This is a genomic window from Stenotrophomonas sp. CASM101, from assembly GCF_049384845.1.
In the GTDB taxonomy this organism is placed as follows: domain Bacteria; phylum Pseudomonadota; class Gammaproteobacteria; order Xanthomonadales; family Xanthomonadaceae; genus Stenotrophomonas; species Stenotrophomonas hibiscicola.
Map to the genome: position 1 here is coordinate 1 of NZ_JBMRFR010000020.1, position 17,978 is coordinate 17,978.

Consider the following 17,978-nt stretch of genomic DNA (forward strand, 5'->3'; position numbering starts at 1 on the left):
AAGAGTATTTCCGACAGATCGCGGGAAACCGTCGATGGCGGGGTGGGTCCGGTTGCGGGAGTGTCCGCGGCATGGATGCCGCGGCCAAGCCCCCATGGACGGGTTTACGGCGTCTCCCGCAACCGGACCCACCCCGCCATCCCTCAGGAAACCAGCTGTTGCTGTTGCTGTTGCTGTTGCTTCGGCCATAGCTGTTGCTTCGGCGGGTGCAGGACGCAGCCCTGCCAAACCCCTACCCCCTGGCCATTGCCTGCCACCACTGCGACAGCAGCTCCGGCCTGCGCAAGCGCTCGCGCCACCAACGCAGTGCGGCGCCGTCCTCGCCGGTGCGCCAGGCCAGCCAGAAGGTCTCTTCCGGCTTGTGCTCCTCCACCTCGCGGATCACCAGCTGGCCACGCGCCACCGCAGCGCGCGCGCACGGCTCGGGCAGGAAGCCGAAGCCCACGCCTTCGCACTGCAGCTTCAGCTTGCTGGCCATGTCCGGCACCGTCAGCATCTCCTGCCCCATCAACAGGCCGACCGTGCGCGGCAGAAGCCTGCGCGCGGAATCGGAGACCGCGATCGCGCAGTGTTCGACCAGCTGCTCGCGACCGAGCACGCCTGGCACTGCCGCCAACGGATGACCGGGCGCGACCGCGAACACGAACGCCACCGTACCCAGCGGCTCGACGACGTAGCCACCGCCGCTGGGGCCCTCGCCCGGCGCGCCGACCAGCAGGTCGGCACGGCGGTCCAGCAGGGCCTCCCAGGTGCCGGACAGGGCCTCGCCGATCAATCGCAGCCGGGTCGGTGCCTCGGCCTCTCGAAACGCGGCGATGTCCGGGCCGAGCAGCCAGGTCGGAAACACCGAGTCCACCGCCAGCGTCAGCTCGGTCTCCCAGCCCGACGCCACCCGGCGCACCCGCAGTTCCAGCTCGCGGGCTGCACGCAGCAGGTGCCGACCCTCGTCCAGCAGCGCGCGGCCAGCTGCGGTCAGCTCGGCGCGCGGGCCAACCCGGTCGAACAGCTGCACGCCCAGGTCCTCCTCCAGCTTGGCCACGGTGTAGGAGATGGTCGAGGGCACCTTGTGCAGCGCCTTGCCAGCGCCCGCAAACGAGCCGCGGCGGTCGATGGCATCCAGGATCTGCAGGGCATCGAGGCTGAGCTTGAGCATTCGAATTTTTCGATGATGGCTGTCAAAACTATCCGTTTTTAAAACCCCGGGCGCAAGCAGATACTTCTCTCCAACGGGGAAACACAGCGGCTACCGGTCCACCCCGCCCCATCGAAACCATCGAACAAGGAGATTCCATCATGCTGCAGATCCGCAAGAGCGCTACCCGTGGCCTGGCCGAGCATGGCTGGCTGTCCTCGCGCCATACCTTCTCCTTCGCCAACTACTACGACCCCCGCTACGTCAGCTTCGGCCCGCTGCGGGTGATCAACGAAGACAAGGTGATCGGCGGCCAGGGCTTCGGCACCCACGGCCACAGCAACATGGAAATCATCTCCTACGTGCTGGGCGGTGCGCTGGAACACAAGGACTCGATGGGCACCGGTTCGGTGCTGCGCTATGGCGACGTGCAGCGCATGAGCGCCGGCAGCGGCGTCACCCACAGCGAATTCAACCACTCGGCCGACGAGACCGTGCACTTCCTGCAGATCTGGATCTTCCCGGACACCGAGAACATCACGCCGTCCTACGAGGAGACCCACTTCGCGCCGGAGACCAAGCGCGGCCAGCTGCGCCTGATCGCCTCGCCGGACGGTGCCGACGGTTCGCTGCGCATCCACCAGGATGCCCGCATCTTCGCCACCATCCTCGATGGTGGCCAGAAGCTGCACCACGCGCTTGGCAACGGTCGTGGCGCCTATGTGCAGGTGGCGCGTGGCCAGCTGCAGGTCAACGGCATCACCCTGGAAGCCGGTGATGCGCTGCAGGTCAGTGACGAAGCCCAGCTGACCCTGGAGAACGGCAACGACGCCGAAGTGCTGGTGTTCGACCTGCCGCTGTAAACACGCCCTGTCCTGAAGACGTGGCCCGGTGATGCGGAAAGGCATCGCCGGGCCCGCTGCGCATGGGCCGCAATCGTATTCGGCCTTCGGTGACCCGAATGCCCCTTGCCCGACACGACCGGAAACGCTTTCATGGCAGCGTTTATCCGGACCCGCCCTCGCATGACGCCTTCATCCCCGCGTGCCCAGCAGCACGCCACCCGTGCCGCCTTCTTCATTCCTGGATTCGCCACCGCCGCGTGGGCGCCGATGGTGCCCTATGCCAAGGCCAAGGCCGGGCTGACCGATGCCAGCCTTGGTGCCGTGCTGCTGTGCCTCGGGCTCGGCTCGCTGCTGGCGATGCCGTTGGCGGGTGCGCTGACCGGGCGGCTGGGCTGCCGCCGGGTGATGGTGATCACCTGCGCGATGATGCTGTGCGCCCTGCCCTTGCTGGTGCTGGCGCCCTCGCCGGTGGCGCTGGGCGCGGCGCTGTTCGTGTTCGGCGCCGGCGTCGGTGCACTGGATTGTGCGATGAACATGCAGGCGGTCGCGGTAGAGCGCGACGCCGGGCGCGCAATGATGTCCGGCTTCCACGCCTTCTACAGCATCGGTGGCTTCGTCGGCGCCGGCTGCATGACCGGCCTGCTGATTCTGGGCACGCCGCTGTGGCTGGCCGCGCTGGCCTCAGTGGCAGCACTGCTGCTGGTTGCGGTTCTGTCGGCGCCGCATTGGCGCCCACAACGGATCCTGCATGAAGGACCGTTGCTGGCACTGCCGCACGGCGTGGTGCTGTTCATCGGCGTGCTGGCGTTCGTGGTGTTCCTCGCCGAGGGCTCGATGCTGGACTGGAGCGCGGTGTTCCTGGCCGAAGTGCGGCAGGTGCCGCGTGACCAGGCCGGCGCCGGCTTCGCGTTGTTCACCCTGGCGATGACCGCGATGCGCCTGTTCGGCGACGGCATCGTCGAGCGCCTCGGCCGCACCCGCACCCTGGTCTTCGGCGGCATCACCTCCGCAGCAGGCTTCACCCTGGCCACGCTGGTGCCCTCGTTCCCGGTGGCGCTGGCGGGCTATGTGCTGGTCGGGCTGGGCTGCGCCAACATCGTGCCGGCACTGTTCTCGATGGCCGGCCAGCAGCGGGTGATGCCGGAGAGCATCGCCATCACTGCAGTGACCACACTGGGTTACGCCGGCATCCTCGCCGGCCCGGCGGCGATCGGCGCAGTGGCGCATGCCACCAGCCTCGGCTTTGCCTTCCTGTGCGTAGCCGTACTGCTGCTGGGCGTAGCTGCCTCCGCCCGCTCACTGGCCCGACGCGTGGCCTGACAAAAAAGGGGACGGAGGGGATTAAGTCGCATCTGCCACGGGTGTGCTGCAAACGACTTAATCCCCTCCGTCCCCTTTTTCAGCCGTGTGCCAGCCATTCGGCCTGGGCCGGCAGCTGCGGCGCCGGGCATGCGCTCTGCGGGTGGTGCTCGTCGCGCGCCATCCAGTCGTCAACCACTCCGGCCAGCAGATCCAGCCGCAGCGGCAGGGTGATATGGTCTTCGCCGCGCATCTCGATGTAGTGCGCGCGCGGGTTGGCCTGGGCCAGTTCGCGGCCCTGGCTGACGGGTATGTGCTGATCGCCCTGCCCGTGCAGCAGCAGCACGCAGGCGCGGGTATCGGCCAGCGCACGCGCGACGTCGACGCGGTCCAGATCGACGTCGATGCGACGGCTGGCGTCGGCGATCACCTGGTTGATGTCCTGGCCGCCGTAGCGCCAGCGCGCGTACGACGCCATCGCCTGCGCCTTCAGGCCTTCCGGCTGCAGCCCCATCAGGTGCGGGATCATCGTGCGGATCGCTACACCGGCATTGGCGAACGATTCCATCGCCACCACGCCTTCCACCTGGTCGCCGAGCTTGTCGGCGGTGAATACCGCTGTGGCGGCGCCATAGGACACGCCGAACAGGTACAGCGGGCCGGTCACTTCACCACGTGCGCGCAGCTCGCCGATTACATCCACCACATCGTCGGATTCATAGGTGCCATAGCCCGACGGCCCAGTACCGGACTGTCCATGGTTGCGCAGGTCGAGCGTGACCACGCGGTAGCCGGATTCGGCCAGCTGCAACGACCACGGCAGCATCGAATCACCATTCATCATCCAGCCGTGCAGCAGCACCACGGTGCCGCGCGGTGCCTGCGCGCGGAACGGTCGCGGTACTGCCAGGCTCAAGCCGGTATCCAGCGGCAGGCCGTTCTCGTGGCGCTGCGGCAGGTAGTGATAACGCGCGCCGTAATCGCCAGGATCGAACACACGCCAGAAGATCGGCACGCCATCGCGGCCCGGCGCGAAGCCGTGGCGATTGGGCAGTTCGGCAATGGCCGCGGCAATGCGCGGACGATCGAGCAGGGTCGATACGCCACCCGGCGCGATCAGCCGATCGGCGAGCGAGGTGGACGAGGCATTGATCGAGGACGAGCATGCAGCCAGCCACAGGCCGGCGCACGCCAGCAACAACAGCAGCAGGCGCTTCATGGGCAATCGGGGAACAGGTGCGACAGCGTGGCAGGTTAGCGACGCGCGCGTGGGCCATCTATCGCGCGTGGATGACGGCTTGATGACAACGCAGGAACGATTCAGGTTGTCACAATGGCGCGATTGACCTCGGCATTGATCCGGATCAATGAATACGCCGGCACGATTGCCCACAGTGCCGCCATGCGCACCTCGTTCAAGCTCGCCATTGCCCTGGTCGCCACGCTGGCCGCCGCCTACGGCGTCGCCCGCACCACGCCCTACTGGTTCGCACCGCGACAGACCGCGCAGGTCGACATCCACGATCCGGCGCTGATCACGCAGGGACAGTACCTGTCGCGCGCGGCCGACTGCGCGGCCTGCCACACCGCGCCCGGCGGCAAGCCGTTCGCCGGTGGCCTTGGCATGCAGACGCCGATGGGCACGATCTACTCGACCAACATCACGCCCGATCCGGACACCGGCATTGGCGCCTACGACTACGCCGACTTCGAGCGCGCGGTGCGCCGTGGCATCCGCCACGATGGCCAGCCGTTGTATCCGGCCATGCCGTACGCCTCGTATGTAATCGCCAGCGATGCCGAGGTCAAGGCGTTGTACGCCTACTTCATGGGCTCGGTGCAACCGGTGAAACAGGACAACGCCGACAGCACCATCCCGTGGCCGGCCAACATGCGCTGGCCATTGGCCTGGTGGCAGCTGCTGTTCGCGCGCCCACGCAGCTTCAGCCCGGATCCGAAACTGGATGCCGGCCAGCAGCGCGGCGCTGAACTGGTGGAAGGCCTGGCCCATTGCGGTGCCTGCCATACGCCACGCGGCCTGGCGTTCCAGGAGAAGGCCATGGCCGATGATGGGGGCCGGCAGTTCCTTTCCGGCTCGGTGCTGGAAGGCTGGTATGCGAAGAACCTGCGCAATGAATCGACCGGCCTGGCCAGCTGGAGCGAGGGCGAGATCGTGGACTTCCTGCGCACCGGCCGCACCGATCGATCGGCGGCCTTCGGCGGCATGGCCGACGTGGTCGAGCACAGCACGCAGTACCTGTCCGACGCTGACCTGCTGGCGATGGCCCGCTACCTGAAGCAGCTGCCCGCCCGCGAAGGACGCAGCGCACAGTGGTCGCCCGGCAGCGACACGACCACCGCCGCACTGCGCAGCGGCGACTACCGTGTTGCCGGTTCGCTGGCCTATGCGGAGCACTGCCAGGCCTGCCACCGTGCCGACGGGCGCGGCATGCCCCGCGTCTATCCGGCCCTGGCCGGCAACTCGATCGTGTTCGCCGATGACCCCAGTTCGCTGGTGCAGGTGACCTTGATCGGCGGCCGCACGCCGCATACCCCGCATGACCGCATGGCCTTCACCATGCCGGGCTTCGAGCAGCTGCCGAACGCGCAGCTGGCACAGATCCTGACCTTCATCCGCAGCAGCTGGGGCAACCAGGCCAGCGCAGTGAGCGAGGTCGACGTGGCGCGCATGCGCCGGGTGGTGCGCGACAAGCCGGTGCACTACGTTCCGCAGGAGGCCGCACGATGAAGCGTTCGCGCACGCGTTCCCGCCTGCTGATCGGCAGTGCGATCAGCCTCGTGGTGCTGGCCGGTGCCGGTACCCTCGCCTATCGTCATCTGTACCCGGATCTGGATGCCGCCGTGGCCAGCACGATCGATATTCTCGATGCGCAGGGCAAGGTGGTCGGCCACTACCGTGCACCCAGCGCCGAAGAAATCGCCGGGCTCGGCAATGCCGAGTCGGTGATGCTCGGCCGCCGCCTCCTCAACGAGACCGCACGGCTGCTGCCGGACAACGTCGGCAACGATCTGAACTGCAACTCGTGCCACATGGCCGAAGGCAAGCGGCCGTTCGGCAATCACTACTTCAACACCGGCGGCGGCGCCTATCCGCGCTACATGCCGCGTCCGGGCAAGGTGATCGGGCTGACCGAGCGCATCAACGGCTGCCTGCAGCGTTCAATGAACGGCAAGCCGCTGCCGAAGGACTCGCCGCAGATGCGTGCGATGCTCGACTACATGGCGTGGCTGAGCAGCCCTGTGCCAGTGGGTGCAAGGGTGGCTGCCCCCAGTGAGGGGCCCATCGACAGCACGCTGGTCCCGGACCCGATCCGTGGCCAGGCGCTGTACGCCGTGCAGTGCGCTGCCTGCCATGGCGACAATGGCGAAGGCCGGCGCGACGCCAGCGGTGACATCGCTTTCCCGCCGCTGTGGGGCGACCACAGCTTCAACATCGGCGCCGGCATGGCGCGCCTGTACAAGGCCGCCGGTTTCGTCAAACACAACATGCCGCCGGCAGTGACCCGTGAACCGCCACTGGGCCAGCAGGTGATGCCCGACCAGGATGCGGTGGACATCGCCAGCTACTTCATCAACCAGCCACGCCCGGACTTCGCCAACAAGGCCAAGGACTGGCCGCGCGACCCGAAACCCAAGGACGCGCGGTACTGAGCAGAAGCCATTGGAACCGGCCGTCACACAACACGGTTCCTGCTTCGCCGCGTCATGCCGATGTCATGGGCGCTGCCGACACTCCGGGGCTTCCCTCCCCTGAAGGTCCGGTTTCAATGCGAACGTTTGCGCGTTTTCCCCGTGTCTCGCTGCTTGCCGTGCTGATCGCCCCCGCCCTGGACGCCCTCGCAGAAGCACCGCAGGGCGATACGGGCGAAGCGCACAGCAGCGATGCCCGTACCCTGGACCAGGTACAGGTGATCGGCCAGGCCACCAGCTACGCCAAGACGTCGGTGCGCGCAGAAACACTGAACCGGCAGACGGTGATGAGCAGCGTCAACGATGCGCTGAACGAAGTGCCGGGCGTGGTGGTCAGCGAGGCCGACGCTACCGGTTCGTCGGTGTGGGGCACGCAGATCAGCATGCGTGGCTTCGTCACCAACCGCGATACGCAGCAGATCGGCACCACCATCGACGGCCTGCCCAACGGCGGCTCCGGCTACGGCGGCGGCTCGCTGGCCAACCGCTACATCGACACCCTGGACCTGGAAACGGTGGAAGTCAGCCAGGGCACCGCTGATATCTCCTCGCGCTCGAACGAGGCCCTCGGCGGCACCCTGAACTTCCTCACCAGCGATCCGCTGCAGGACAGCCGTCTGCGCTTCGTGGTCGGCGCCGGTGACAACGAGGCGCGCAAGTACTACGTGCGCTACGACACCGGCCTGCTCGGCGGCCACACCCGTGCCTGGGTCAGCGCCTCGTCGGCGCGCGTGCATGACTGGATCGATGGCAGCGGCAAGACCAGCAACGACCACATCGCCGGCAAGTTCATCACCGAACTGGACCGCTGGACGCTGACCGGCTACCTGTCCTACAACGATGCCGACGAGCCGGAATACACCAGCGTCTCACCGAAGGGCTTCGCCACCAATCCGGATCGTGACAACCTGGTGGGGACCCTCACCGGCATTCCCTACCTGGACCAGAACTACCGCTCCGGCTCGCGTGCACTGCGCGAGAACACCTTCGGCTACCTGCGTGCGGCCTTCGACGGCGGCAACGGGTTCAAGGCCTCGGTGGCCGCCTACGGGCACCGCATGGAAGGTCGTGGCGACTGGCTGCCACCCTACCTGGCGCAGGTCAGCGATGAGGGTGCGGGCCGCCCCGAATCGGAATATCTCGGTGGCAAAACCGTGTACGGCGGCAGCAACCGTGGCCAGATCTTCTTCGTCAATACCGATGGCAGCGCCGCGCAGCGCCTGACCAGCTGCACCCCGCGCCTGGGCTTCACCGCCGAGTACGATCCGAACTGCTACGCGGGCAACGTGCTGGGCGCGCAGTCCTACCGCCACACCCACTACGACAACGACCGCATGGGCGTGACCGCCGACGTCGAATGGCGGCAGACCTTCGGTGCGATCGACAACACCATCCGTGGCGGCCTCTGGGTGGAGAAGCTGGACCGTTCGGCACGCCGTGACTGGCACCGCCTGCTCAACGTCGGCCAGGACATCGCCTTCGACCACCAGCCGTACTGGGTGCAGTTCGAGGACAAGTACAAGGTCGACGAGCAGATGTACTACGTCGAGGACGTGGCCCGCTTCGGTCCGTTCAGCGCGCGCCTGGGCGTGAAGCAGTTCTTCGTCGACCAGTCGCGCCGCCGCGTGATCGGTGCCAGCGAGCACGTCAAATCCGATTCCAGGTCCGATCCACTGTTGTCCACCGGCGTCACCTGGGCACCGGGTGTGGAAGGCATGGAGCTGTTCGCCGGCTTCTCGCAGAACTTCGCCGCCATCCCCTCCGGCGTGCTTGGCGAGACCGACCCGCAGCGCTTCCGCAACGTCGAGCCCGAAACCGCCGACAACATTGAAGTGGGCATGCGCATCAGCCGCTGGCCGCTGACCGCCTCGGTCACGCTTTACAACATCAAGTTCGACAACCGCATCGTCTATCTGCCGGCAGGTTTCGTCAGTGGCATCGACTACCTGGGCGAGACCGATGGTGTCTACGAGAACTTCGGCGGCGTGGAAAGCAACGGCCTGGAAGCCGCGTTCGGCTATGGGTGGAACAACGGCTGGCGGATCAACGCGGCCTACACCTACAACCGCTCCAAGTACCTGGGCAGCGGCAATGCCGCGCGTGATGCCCAGCTGGGCATCGTCGACGGCGCCAAGGTGATCGGCCAGCCGGAGAACACCCTGGTGCTGTCGGCCGACTGGCAGGGCGCCAACTGGAACTTCGGCCTGTCCGGCCGTTACCTGGGCACGCGCTACCTTGATGCCGCCAACGTCAACACGCTGCCCTCGGCCACCGTGTTCAACGCCAACATCGGCTTCGACCTGCAGGGGCTGTCGCCGCGCCTGAAGGGCATGGGTGCCAACCTGGTGGTGAGCAATCTCACCGACAAGCGGTATCTTGCAGGGGTGGACGGCCGCGACAACGCCTTCATCGGCGCTCCGCGCACCGTCGGCATCTCCTTCCGCGTAGACCTGTGAGTGAGCCCGTGACCGATATCGGCCGACGCCGGTTGTTGCAGGCCGGCGTTGCCGCCGGCCTTTCTCCGCTGCTGCCCAGCATCGCCCGGGCCGCAGCGATCGCCCCTGCCGCGCAGACGCGCAGCCTCGAAGACCTGCAGCACATCGTGGTGTTCATGCAGGAGAACCGTTCGTTCGACCACTACTTCGGCACGCTGCCGGGGGTACGTGGCTTCGGTGATCGGTTCGTCGCCCCGGCCGCCGCGCTGCAAGCAGGTGGCCGCACCCGCAGCCTGTGGCTGCAACCCGATGCCAGTGGCACGCGGGCGATCGCACCGTTCCCGCTGGATACCGCCGCGCACTTCGGCTACATGCGGGTGGAAGGCACGCCGCACACCTGGCCAGACGCCCAGCGTGCCTGGGACCACGGGCGCATGGGGCACTGGCCGAAGGCCAAGCAGAACCACTCGATGGGCTACTTCCAGCGCAGCGACCTGCCGTTCCAGTTCGCGCTGGCCGATGCCTTCACGATCTGCGATGCGTACCACTGCGCCATGCAGGCCGGCACCAACCCGAACCGGGTGTTCCTGTGGACCGGCCACAACGATGCACAGGCCCGTGCCGGTGGCCCGGTAATCGCCAACTCGCATGACAACTTCCCCGAACACGGCGGGCATCCGGCGTCCTACCGCTGGACCAGCTATGTCGAGCGCCTGCAGAACGCCGGCGTGTCCTGGCAGATCTACCAGGACATGGCCGACAACTTCACCGACAACCCGCTGGCGGGTTTCGAGGCCTTCCGCCAGGCCCACCGCGCGGCGCCAGGGCATGACCCGCAGCTGCGCGCGCGCGGGGTCAGCACGCGGGGCCTGACGCAGCTGCGTCAGGACGTCATTGACGGGCGCCTGCCGCAGGTCAGCTTCATCATCGCCGACGCGGCAGGCAGCGAACATCCTGGCCCGTCCAGCCCGGCACAGGGCGCGGCCTATACCGCACGCGTGCTGGATGCGCTGACCGCCGATCCGGACGTGTGGAGCCGCACCGCCCTGCTGCTGATGTTCGACGAGAACGATGGCTTCTTCGACCACATGCCGCCCCCTGCCCCGCCTTCGCCGGTGGACGGTGGCTGGGCGGGTGTGTCCTCGGTCAACACCGAAGGCGAGTACCACCGGCACCCGGCACCGGGTGACGAAAAGTACGATCTCGCCGAACTGCGCGGGCGCCCGTACGGTCTGGGACCGCGCGTGCCCCTGTACGTGATCTCGCCGTGGAGTCGCGGCGGCTGGGTCGATTCGCAGGTGTACGACCACACCTCGGTCATACGGCTGATCGAGCGCCGCTTTGGCGTGCCCGCACCGGACATCTCGCCGTGGCGCCGCGCGGTCTGCGGCGACCTCAGCAATGCGTTCGACTTTGCCCAGCGCGATACCCGCCCGTTCGTCCGCGGCCTGCCCGACGTGAGTGCGGTTGCCGCACGCGCCGCTGCCTTGCCGGGACGCACCGTGCCCACGCTGCAAGAGGGGCTGAAACCAGCGAAACAGGAAAGCGGTGTACGCCCGGCGCGTGCCCTGCCCTACCGGCCGCAGGCATCGATCGCTGCGGTCGACGCTGCGGGCGTGGACCTGACGTTGTCCTGCGAAGGCGCAGCGGCTGTGCTGCATGTCTACGACCGGCTGCGGCTGGATGCGGTGCCACGCCGCTACACGCTGCTGCCGGGCATGCCGCTGCGCGAGCGCTGGCCGCTCGATGCCCAAGGCCGCTATGACCTGTGGCTGCTGGGCCCGAACGGCTTCCACCGCCACTTCCAGGGGGCGGCCACGGGTCCTGCCGTGCATGCTTCAATCGATCGCGTCGATGACCAACTGCGGCTCCGCCTGCGCAATCTGGGTGACAGTGCACAGCAGGTGCGCGTGCACGGCGGCGCCTATGCAGGACACATGCCCGAACAGACATTGGCGCTGCCCGCACATGCGCAGACTTCATTGGCGTGGGATGCTACGCCTACCGCCGGCTGGTATGACCTGCGCGTCAGCGCGGGTGGGAGTGTGCTGCGTTTGGCCGGCCGCGCCGAGGATGGGCGCCCCGGCACCAGTGACCCGGCGATGGGCACCGAGCCGCTGCGGTTCGAGCACGATTGAAGAATCCCTGTAGAGCCGAGCACATGCTCGGCTGCTTTCGCCCTGGTCGCATTGCCCCGAAAAAAGCAGCCGAGCGTGGGCTCGGCTCTACAGCGCAGACCGGTAGATTCAGGCCTCCTGCAGCCCCGGCCGGCCGTGCTCCACCGCGTAGCGCTTCCAGCTCTGCATGGTACCGTTCGGTCGCATCACCGTATCCAGCGTCTTCATGTCGCCGATCCACGCATCGCGGGTGACATCGCACAGCACGTAGCCACGCTTGTCGGTGGTCGCCTTCAGATAGGGGCTGTGGGCAAGCTGGTTCCTGGCATACGCGTCCACACCCTGGCCATCGGCGCCGGAGGTGATCGACGTGGCGAGGAACTCGCTGGAGACCACGCCCGAGTCACGGTGGTCCTGCACCAGATCGCTGGCATAGTGGCGATGCGCGTCGCCGCAGGCGGTCACCACGTTGCCGAAGCCCACCTTCTGGATGTGATCGAGCAGGCGCCGGCGGCTGTCCAGATAGCCCGACCACTGGTCGTCGGACGACTGCACTACCCCGTCCTTCTCGCGCATGTAGTTGCCCAGCGCCACCTGGTGGGCGATGGTATGCCAGCGCGGCGCCGCATCGGCCAGGCCGTCGAACAGCCAGCGTTCCTGCTTCGCCCCCACAATGCTGCGCTCCGGCGATTCCACCTCCTCGCGCAGCGCCATGTTCACCTGCTTGCTGCGGTACTGGCGGGTGTCGAGCAGGTGCAGGTCCATCAGCGTGCCATAGCGTGCGCGCCGGTACATCTGCATGCGGCCGTCGCGCGGGAACGCCGAACGGCGCAGCGGCATGTTCTCGTAGTAGGCCTGGAACGCCTGCGCGCGGCGCAGCAGGAACACTTCGCTGGGCGTATCGTCCTGGTCTTCGGCGCCGGCCCAGTTGTTGTCCACTTCGTGGTCATCGAAGGTGACGAACCACGGTGCCGACGCATGGGCGGCCTGCAGGTCGGCATCGCTCTTGTACTGGGCGTATCGGCGGCGGTAATCATCCAGCGTATAGATCTGCGGGCCGACGTGGTTGCGCAGGTTGGTGAACGGCTGTCCGTTCATCTTCCGCAGGCCCGGCTGGCTTTCGCCTTCGTAGATGTAGTCACCGTAGTGGAAGACGAAATCGAGTGGTTCCTCGGCGATGCGTCGCCACGCGGTGTAGTGGCCTTCTTCGTAATGCTGGCAACCGGCCACCACGAAGCGAACGCGATCCACCGCTGCCGTGGCTGCCGGCAGCGTGCGCGTGCAACCCACTGCGCTGGCGTGGCCGCCTACGGTGAAGCGGTACCAGTAGGGCCGTCCGGGCGCCAGCCCGTCCAGCTCCACGTGCACCGCGTGGCCGAGTTCGGGATGCGCCATTGCCGAACCCTGGCGTACCACTCTGCGCATGCCTTCGTCTGCTGCCAGCTGCCACTCGACCACCATCGGCCGGGCCGGCATGCCACCGCCGAACACCAGCGGCTCGGTCGCCAGCCGTGTCCACAGCACCATGCCATCGGCCGAGGGATCACCCGAGGCCACGCCCAGGGTGAAGGGCGTGCTGGCAAAGCGCGGCTTGGCCAGCAGGTTGCGCGGGTTCAGCGCGGTGGCATCGGCCTGCGCGGCCAGCGCGTGTGCCGTGCCCATCCAGGCGCCGGCAGCAGACAGGCCGGCCAGGGCCAGGAATCGCCTGCGATTGATCGTATCCACGGCGCTGCCCTCAGTTGTAGATGATGTGGAAGTAGAAGAAGCGGCCGTAGTCGTCGATCTCGGTACGGAAGCGCCCATTCGGGCCGGTGCTGTAGGTCGGCTGGGTGTTGAACAGGTTCTTGGCTTCATACTTCAGCGTCACGTGCCTGCCGACTTTGTGGCTGAAGGCCATGTTGAACGTCATGTACGGGTCGTAGTACGAATCCAGCCATTCGGTGTCACCGAAGTCGACCAGCATCCGGCTGCGGTAGGTTCCGGAAAGGCGCAGCTGCGCGCTCCTCCACGGCATGCGCCAGATCACCGAACCATTGAGCGACCAGTCCGGCTGATACAGCAGCCGGTCCAGGCGGCGCGCGGTGCCATCACTGATGCGGTAGTCGGTCTGGCCTTCCAGCCGCGTGGCGTTGAAGTACATGTCGAAACGCTGGCTGCCCCACTGCAGGTTGCGGTTGGCCACCGCGAACTCGACACCGCGCAGCGTGGACTCATCGGTGTTCATCGGCTGAGTCACCCGGTAGCGGGTGTCACCCACGTTCTCGAAGGTGGTCAGGGTGTAGATGTCGTCCTTGATCACCTTGTCGAACAACGCCACCGAGACCAGGCCGTTGTTGCCGTTGAAGTACAGGTCCCATGCAAGGTCGATGTTGGTGGAACGGCGCGGCTGCAGATCGGCATTGCCCTGCTTGATGGTGCAGAAGCCCCTGCCCTCCTCGTCATCGCCACAGCTGGTGCTGGTGGCCTGGGCGATGTTGCTCGGCGTCGGCCGGCCCAGCGTGCGGCTGGCGGAGAAGCGCAGGCGCTGGTCCTCGGTGAGCTTGAAGGTTGCGTTCAACGAGGGCAGCAGGTTGTTGTAGCCACCGCTCGTGTTGCGGAACGCAGAGGTATAGGTAGCGCCGCCATCATCGCTGAACGGACTGTAGGCATCGAAGCGGGTGTGGTCGTAGCGCAGGCCGCCGATCAGCAGCAGCCGGTCCCAGGCGTAGTGCGCGGATACATAGGCATTGGTGATGTCCTCCACGTACTTGTAGTCGCTGGTGAAGTTGGCATTCGGATACGCCGCATTGTTGCTGCCCAGTTTCGGCAGCAGTTCCTCGGTCCACTTGCGGTTGTCGATCAGCGGGAAGCCGGGCACGCTGCCCAGCAGTGTCGAACCCGGATACAGGTAGTCGTTGAGCGTGGCGCTGCTCTTGAAGTAGTCGAAGTCGATGTCCTGCCAGATCTTCAGGTGGCGGTACTCGGCGCCGGTGGCCAGGCCGAAGCCACGCGCATCGGCGTCGATGTTGTAGCTGAAATCGGCGCGCAGGTTGTCGATGCTCTCCTTGGCATCGCGCGGGGAGACGTAGGCCTGCGCCGGATTGAGCTTGAATGCGGAACTGGTCAGCAGGCTGGAATCGGAAACCGCCACCGCGTTGGGGAACCCGTGGCTGTCGTTCTCGTAGTCGACGAACAGATTGCTGGGGTAGGCGCGTACACCCCAGTAGACCTGGCTGTTGTGGAAGGTCTCTTCGGTGTGGCCACCGCGCAGGGTCAGGCGCGAACGGTCGCCGATGTCCCAGTTGAAGCTGGCGATGGCGCCACGGTTGCTGCGGTCCCAGCGGTCGTGGCGGTTCTTGATGTAGATGCTGTTGATCTGGGTGGTACCGCTGTCCTCGGTCTGGTTGCGGACCGGAAACTTGGCGTTGCCGTACAGATCCGTCTTGTTCATCGTAGAGTTCTCGTAGAACCGGTACGAATACAGCAGCAACGATGCGTAGAACGGATCATCCAAGGGCTTCCACTCAAGCTTGGCGGAGCCACCGAAGTTGGTGATGAAGTTGGTATAGGTGCCAGTGCTGAAGTTGCCAGGCGCACGCAGCCCGTTCCAGCCCTTGGCCTCGTCCGGGCCCGTGGTACCGTCGGTGAGGTATTTGCCAGCGTCGTTGTAGTAGTAGTTCGACTCCACCCAGCGCTTGACGCTGTTGCGCGAACGCTGCTCGTAGCGTGCCACCGCAACGATGCCGAACTCCTGGTCGACACCAAACTGGTTGGAGAACACCATCTTGGCGCTCTTGCCGAAGTGACCCAGGGTCTCGTGGTTGCCGCCTGCGCTGCGCTCGACGTTGGTCTCGGCGGTGGAATAGATGCCTGCCACATCGGCAAACACGTACTTGCCTGACCGGTCGAAGGCACTGCGGCTGATGATGTCGATCACGCCGCCGATCGCATCCGGTGCCTGCTCCGCACTGAAGCTCTTGTAGATGTCGGTACGGGTGCCGATGTCGCTGGGAATCAGCTGCAGGTTGTTCATTCGCTCGCCGGAGCCACTGCCTCCCACGCTGGCAATCGCGATGCCATCGATGGTGGTGTAGTTGAGGTTGGCCTGTACGCCGCGCACGGTCACGTAACGTGGCTCGCCGGCATCCTCCACCGCACTCAGGCCTGGAGCGGCCATCAGGCTCTCGGCCAGGGTCTCGTCGCCGTAGCTGTCCATCTCGTCGTACACCACCGAATCCTTGATCACCGGTGAGCGCTTCTTCTGGTCGATGACCTCATGTGCAGCAATCACCTTCACCGTGTCCAGGGTCGGCGCCACCATTGCCTCGGCCTCGCGCGGCTTCGGCGCGGCCGGCTTCGGTTGGTTGCGTGCTGGCGCCGGATCGATGGCGATGACATTGCCATCCACCACGGTGTACCCCAGGCCGGTACCGGCCAGCAGCGCGTCCAGCGCCTGCCTGACGGTGGCACCTCGCGGCACCGCACCGGCCATGCGGGCATCACCGCCGGCCGAGTACAGGAACTGCACCCCGGAACCGCGCGACAACTGCTCCAGCGCACGCGCCAACGGCTGCGCCGCGATCGGCGTGGATACACGCGCCTCCAGGCCATCGGCACCGGCGGCGAAGGCCAGCGGCACGCTGCAGGGAGACAGGGCGAGGATGATCGACAGGTAGAGCGTGTTGCGCATCACGGGTCCTTGGAAGAGAGAGAAGGCAGCAGGCGCCGCTGCGTGGCTCGGCAGCGGCTTCTCCCAAGTAAGAGCCCGCATCCACCGAAGTGGAGAACGCGGATTCGATGAATTTTTTTTGACACTCCACGGCCATTTCGGCCTCAGCGACTGCCAACCCGCACGGTGTCGCCTTCGCGCCTCACCACGAAACGCGGGTCGCGTTCGAGGAAGGCCTGCAGTGCACCGATGCGATGCGCATCGAGACTGCCCGACAACCGTGCCGATGCCGCGCCTTCGTCCAGCACGCGCACCTGCACCTGGTTGTGCCGGTTGAAGGCAGCGGCCACCTCGTCCAGCCGCTCATCCAGGAAGGACACCTTGCGTTGCTGCCAATCCAGCAGCATCGACAATGGTAGGTCCAAGGACTCGACCGCATGGCTGCCCGCGTCGACCTGCACCACTCGGCCTTCGCCCAGCTGCGCAAGACGCCGGGCGTCCGCACCCTGGCTCCATACCTCCACCTCGCCGGAGACCACGCCGATGCGCGTGCTCTGCAGCCGTCGCGATACATCGAATACCGTGCCGATATCCCGGATCTCCAGGCCGTTCACCTGCACCTCGAACGGACGGCGGTCGCGGGCGATGTCGAACGTGGCCTCACCCTGCAGCAGCTCCACCTTGCGGCTGAACCAGCCCATGCGTACCCGCAGGCGGCTGTCCGCGTTGAGCCGCACCTGGGTCTGGTCGGGCAGCACCAGGTCGCGAAGTTCACCCTGTCCGGCACTGTAAAGCTGCTCGGTGGGCATCACCTGCGGAACCAGGCCCACGCCGAGCAGGGTGATACAGGCTGCGGCAGCTGCCACCCACCAGCGCGCACGACCACGCCGCGGCACAGCGCGCGGCGGCGCGTGCACGCCACCGAACAGCGGCACTACCTTGGCCGACGTCGCCTCCCGCAGCGGCGGCGCCTCGTCAGCCAACGACGATTGCAGCGCTTCGCCCACCTGCCGGTGCAACGAGAGGACGCGCAAGTAGGCGCGCACATGCTCCGGCGAGCGCTTCATCCAGTCCAGGAACGCGAGGCGCCCGGCCTCATCCAACGGCCCCTCGCGGTTGCCCAGGAACCAGTCCATGGCCTCGCAGGCGATCGTGTCGTCGGCCACGGGCGATGAGGTCCGGTTCATGTGAGCTCCCTGGCGCCCAGCACCTTCCTGCAGGCCTCCAGCCCCTTGCCGATGTGCTTGCGCACCATGTGCACCGACACCTGCAGCTGCTGGCTGATTGCCGGGCAGTCCAGCCCGTCGCGGTAGTGCAGCTCCATCACCCGCCGCGTGGTTGCCGGCAGTCGTGCGATGGTGCTGCGGATATCGTTCCAGCGCTGCGCACGCTCGAAATCACCTTCGATGTCTTCTTCGCTTTTCAGCACTTCGGCCAGCAGGTCGACGTCTTCCAGCGGCGGCAGCGACGACCGCGCGCGCGCATGCTCGCGCGCCAGGTTGGCCGCCACGGTGAACAGGTAGGCTTCCGGGTTCTCGACCGCATCGGCATCTTCGCCGGTGCTGCGCAGCAGGCGCAGGTAGACCTCCTGCGCCAGGTCTTCGGCATCCTCGCTGGCCGAACCGCGACGCAGGAAGAAGCCACGCAGTAGCCGGCGCCGCAGCGCGTAGCTTTTCTCCCAGATCCTCACGCTGTTCACGGCCGGCCAACCACCCCGAGGCTGGAAAGCCCCGCAGGGTGACCGCCATCGATGACAGTGGCGTTTCAACGACCGGCAGGCAGCCGCTAGAA

At 66.6% G+C, this 17,978-nt stretch carries 12 protein-coding genes; 6 read left to right on the plus strand and 6 right to left on the minus strand.

Annotation, left to right across the window (positions count from 1 at the left end; genetic code table 11):
- Positions 1-232: 232 nt before the first annotated feature.
- Positions 233-1,153: a LysR family transcriptional regulator gene (locus VG543_RS18810; RefSeq protein ID WP_423178934.1), complete on the minus strand. Its 921-nt coding sequence runs from the start codon at positions 1,151-1,153 to the stop codon at positions 233-235.
- 140 nt (positions 1,154-1,293) lie between these two features.
- Here VG543_RS18810 and VG543_RS18815 point away from each other — a divergent pair, with 140 nt between their 5' ends.
- Together VG543_RS18815 and VG543_RS18820 are read left to right on the plus strand one after the other, a co-directional pair.
- Entirely contained in the window at positions 1,294-1,995 is a 702-nt protein-coding gene (locus VG543_RS18815) for a pirin family protein (RefSeq protein ID WP_005409043.1), read from the plus strand.
- A gap of 162 nt (positions 1,996-2,157) precedes the next feature.
- Positions 2,158-3,297, plus strand: a complete 1,140-nt coding sequence (locus VG543_RS18820; RefSeq protein ID WP_155029283.1) for an MFS transporter — start codon at positions 2,158-2,160, stop codon at positions 3,295-3,297.
- Positions 3,298-3,376: 79 nt separating this feature from the next.
- Here VG543_RS18820 and VG543_RS18825 read toward each other — a convergent pair whose 3' ends face one another.
- The gene (locus tag VG543_RS18825; protein ID WP_111103855.1) at positions 3,377-4,495 is read right to left on the minus strand and encodes an alpha/beta hydrolase; all 1,119 of its coding nucleotides are present in this window, start codon (positions 4,493-4,495) and stop codon (positions 3,377-3,379) included.
- 183 nt (positions 4,496-4,678) lie between these two features.
- Between VG543_RS18825 and VG543_RS18830 the strand changes: the two genes are divergently transcribed.
- The 4 genes from VG543_RS18830 to VG543_RS18845 all read left to right on the plus strand — a co-directional run bounded on the left by VG543_RS18830 (position 4,679) and on the right by VG543_RS18845 (position 11,560).
- A complete protein-coding gene (locus VG543_RS18830; protein ID WP_423178945.1) occupies positions 4,679-6,025 on the plus strand; it encodes a c-type cytochrome in 1,347 nt (448 codons plus the stop codon).
- A complete protein-coding gene (locus VG543_RS18835; RefSeq protein WP_423178933.1) occupies positions 6,022-6,948 on the plus strand; it encodes a c-type cytochrome in 927 nt (308 codons plus the stop codon). The genes VG543_RS18830 and VG543_RS18835 overlap by 4 nt, the downstream gene beginning before the upstream one ends.
- A 116-nt stretch (positions 6,949-7,064) precedes the next feature.
- Positions 7,065-9,443, plus strand: coding sequence for a TonB-dependent receptor (locus tag VG543_RS18840; RefSeq protein WP_423178932.1), 2,379 nt, complete (start codon positions 7,065-7,067; stop codon positions 9,441-9,443).
- A gap of 8 nt (positions 9,444-9,451) precedes the next feature.
- Positions 9,452-11,560, plus strand: a complete 2,109-nt coding sequence (locus VG543_RS18845; protein WP_423178931.1) for a phosphocholine-specific phospholipase C — start codon at positions 9,452-9,454, stop codon at positions 11,558-11,560.
- A gap of 108 nt (positions 11,561-11,668) precedes the next feature.
- On the opposite strand, the gene VG543_RS18850 is transcribed toward VG543_RS18845, so the two are convergent.
- The 4 genes from VG543_RS18850 to VG543_RS18865 all read right to left on the minus strand — a co-directional run bounded on the left by VG543_RS18850 (position 11,669) and on the right by VG543_RS18865 (position 17,886).
- The gene (locus VG543_RS18850; RefSeq protein WP_423178930.1) at positions 11,669-13,264 is read right to left on the minus strand and encodes an alkaline phosphatase D family protein; all 1,596 of its coding nucleotides are present in this window, start codon (positions 13,262-13,264) and stop codon (positions 11,669-11,671) included.
- Positions 13,265-13,274: 10 nt separating this feature from the next.
- Positions 13,275-16,208 carry a TonB-dependent receptor gene (locus tag VG543_RS18855; protein ID WP_423178929.1) on the minus strand — a complete coding sequence of 978 codons (2,934 nt, stop codon included), beginning with the start codon at positions 16,206-16,208 and terminating at the stop codon, positions 13,275-13,277.
- Between the two features lie 143 nt (positions 16,209-16,351).
- Positions 16,352-17,374 (minus strand): FecR family protein, encoded by a 1,023-nt coding sequence (locus VG543_RS18860; protein ID WP_346484264.1) that lies wholly within the window; start codon positions 17,372-17,374, stop codon positions 16,352-16,354.
- A complete protein-coding gene (locus tag VG543_RS18865; protein WP_019658857.1) occupies positions 17,371-17,886 on the minus strand; it encodes an RNA polymerase sigma factor in 516 nt (171 codons plus the stop codon). Before VG543_RS18865 ends, VG543_RS18860 begins: the two co-directional genes overlap by 4 nt.
- Positions 17,887-17,978: the final 92 nt, after the last annotated feature.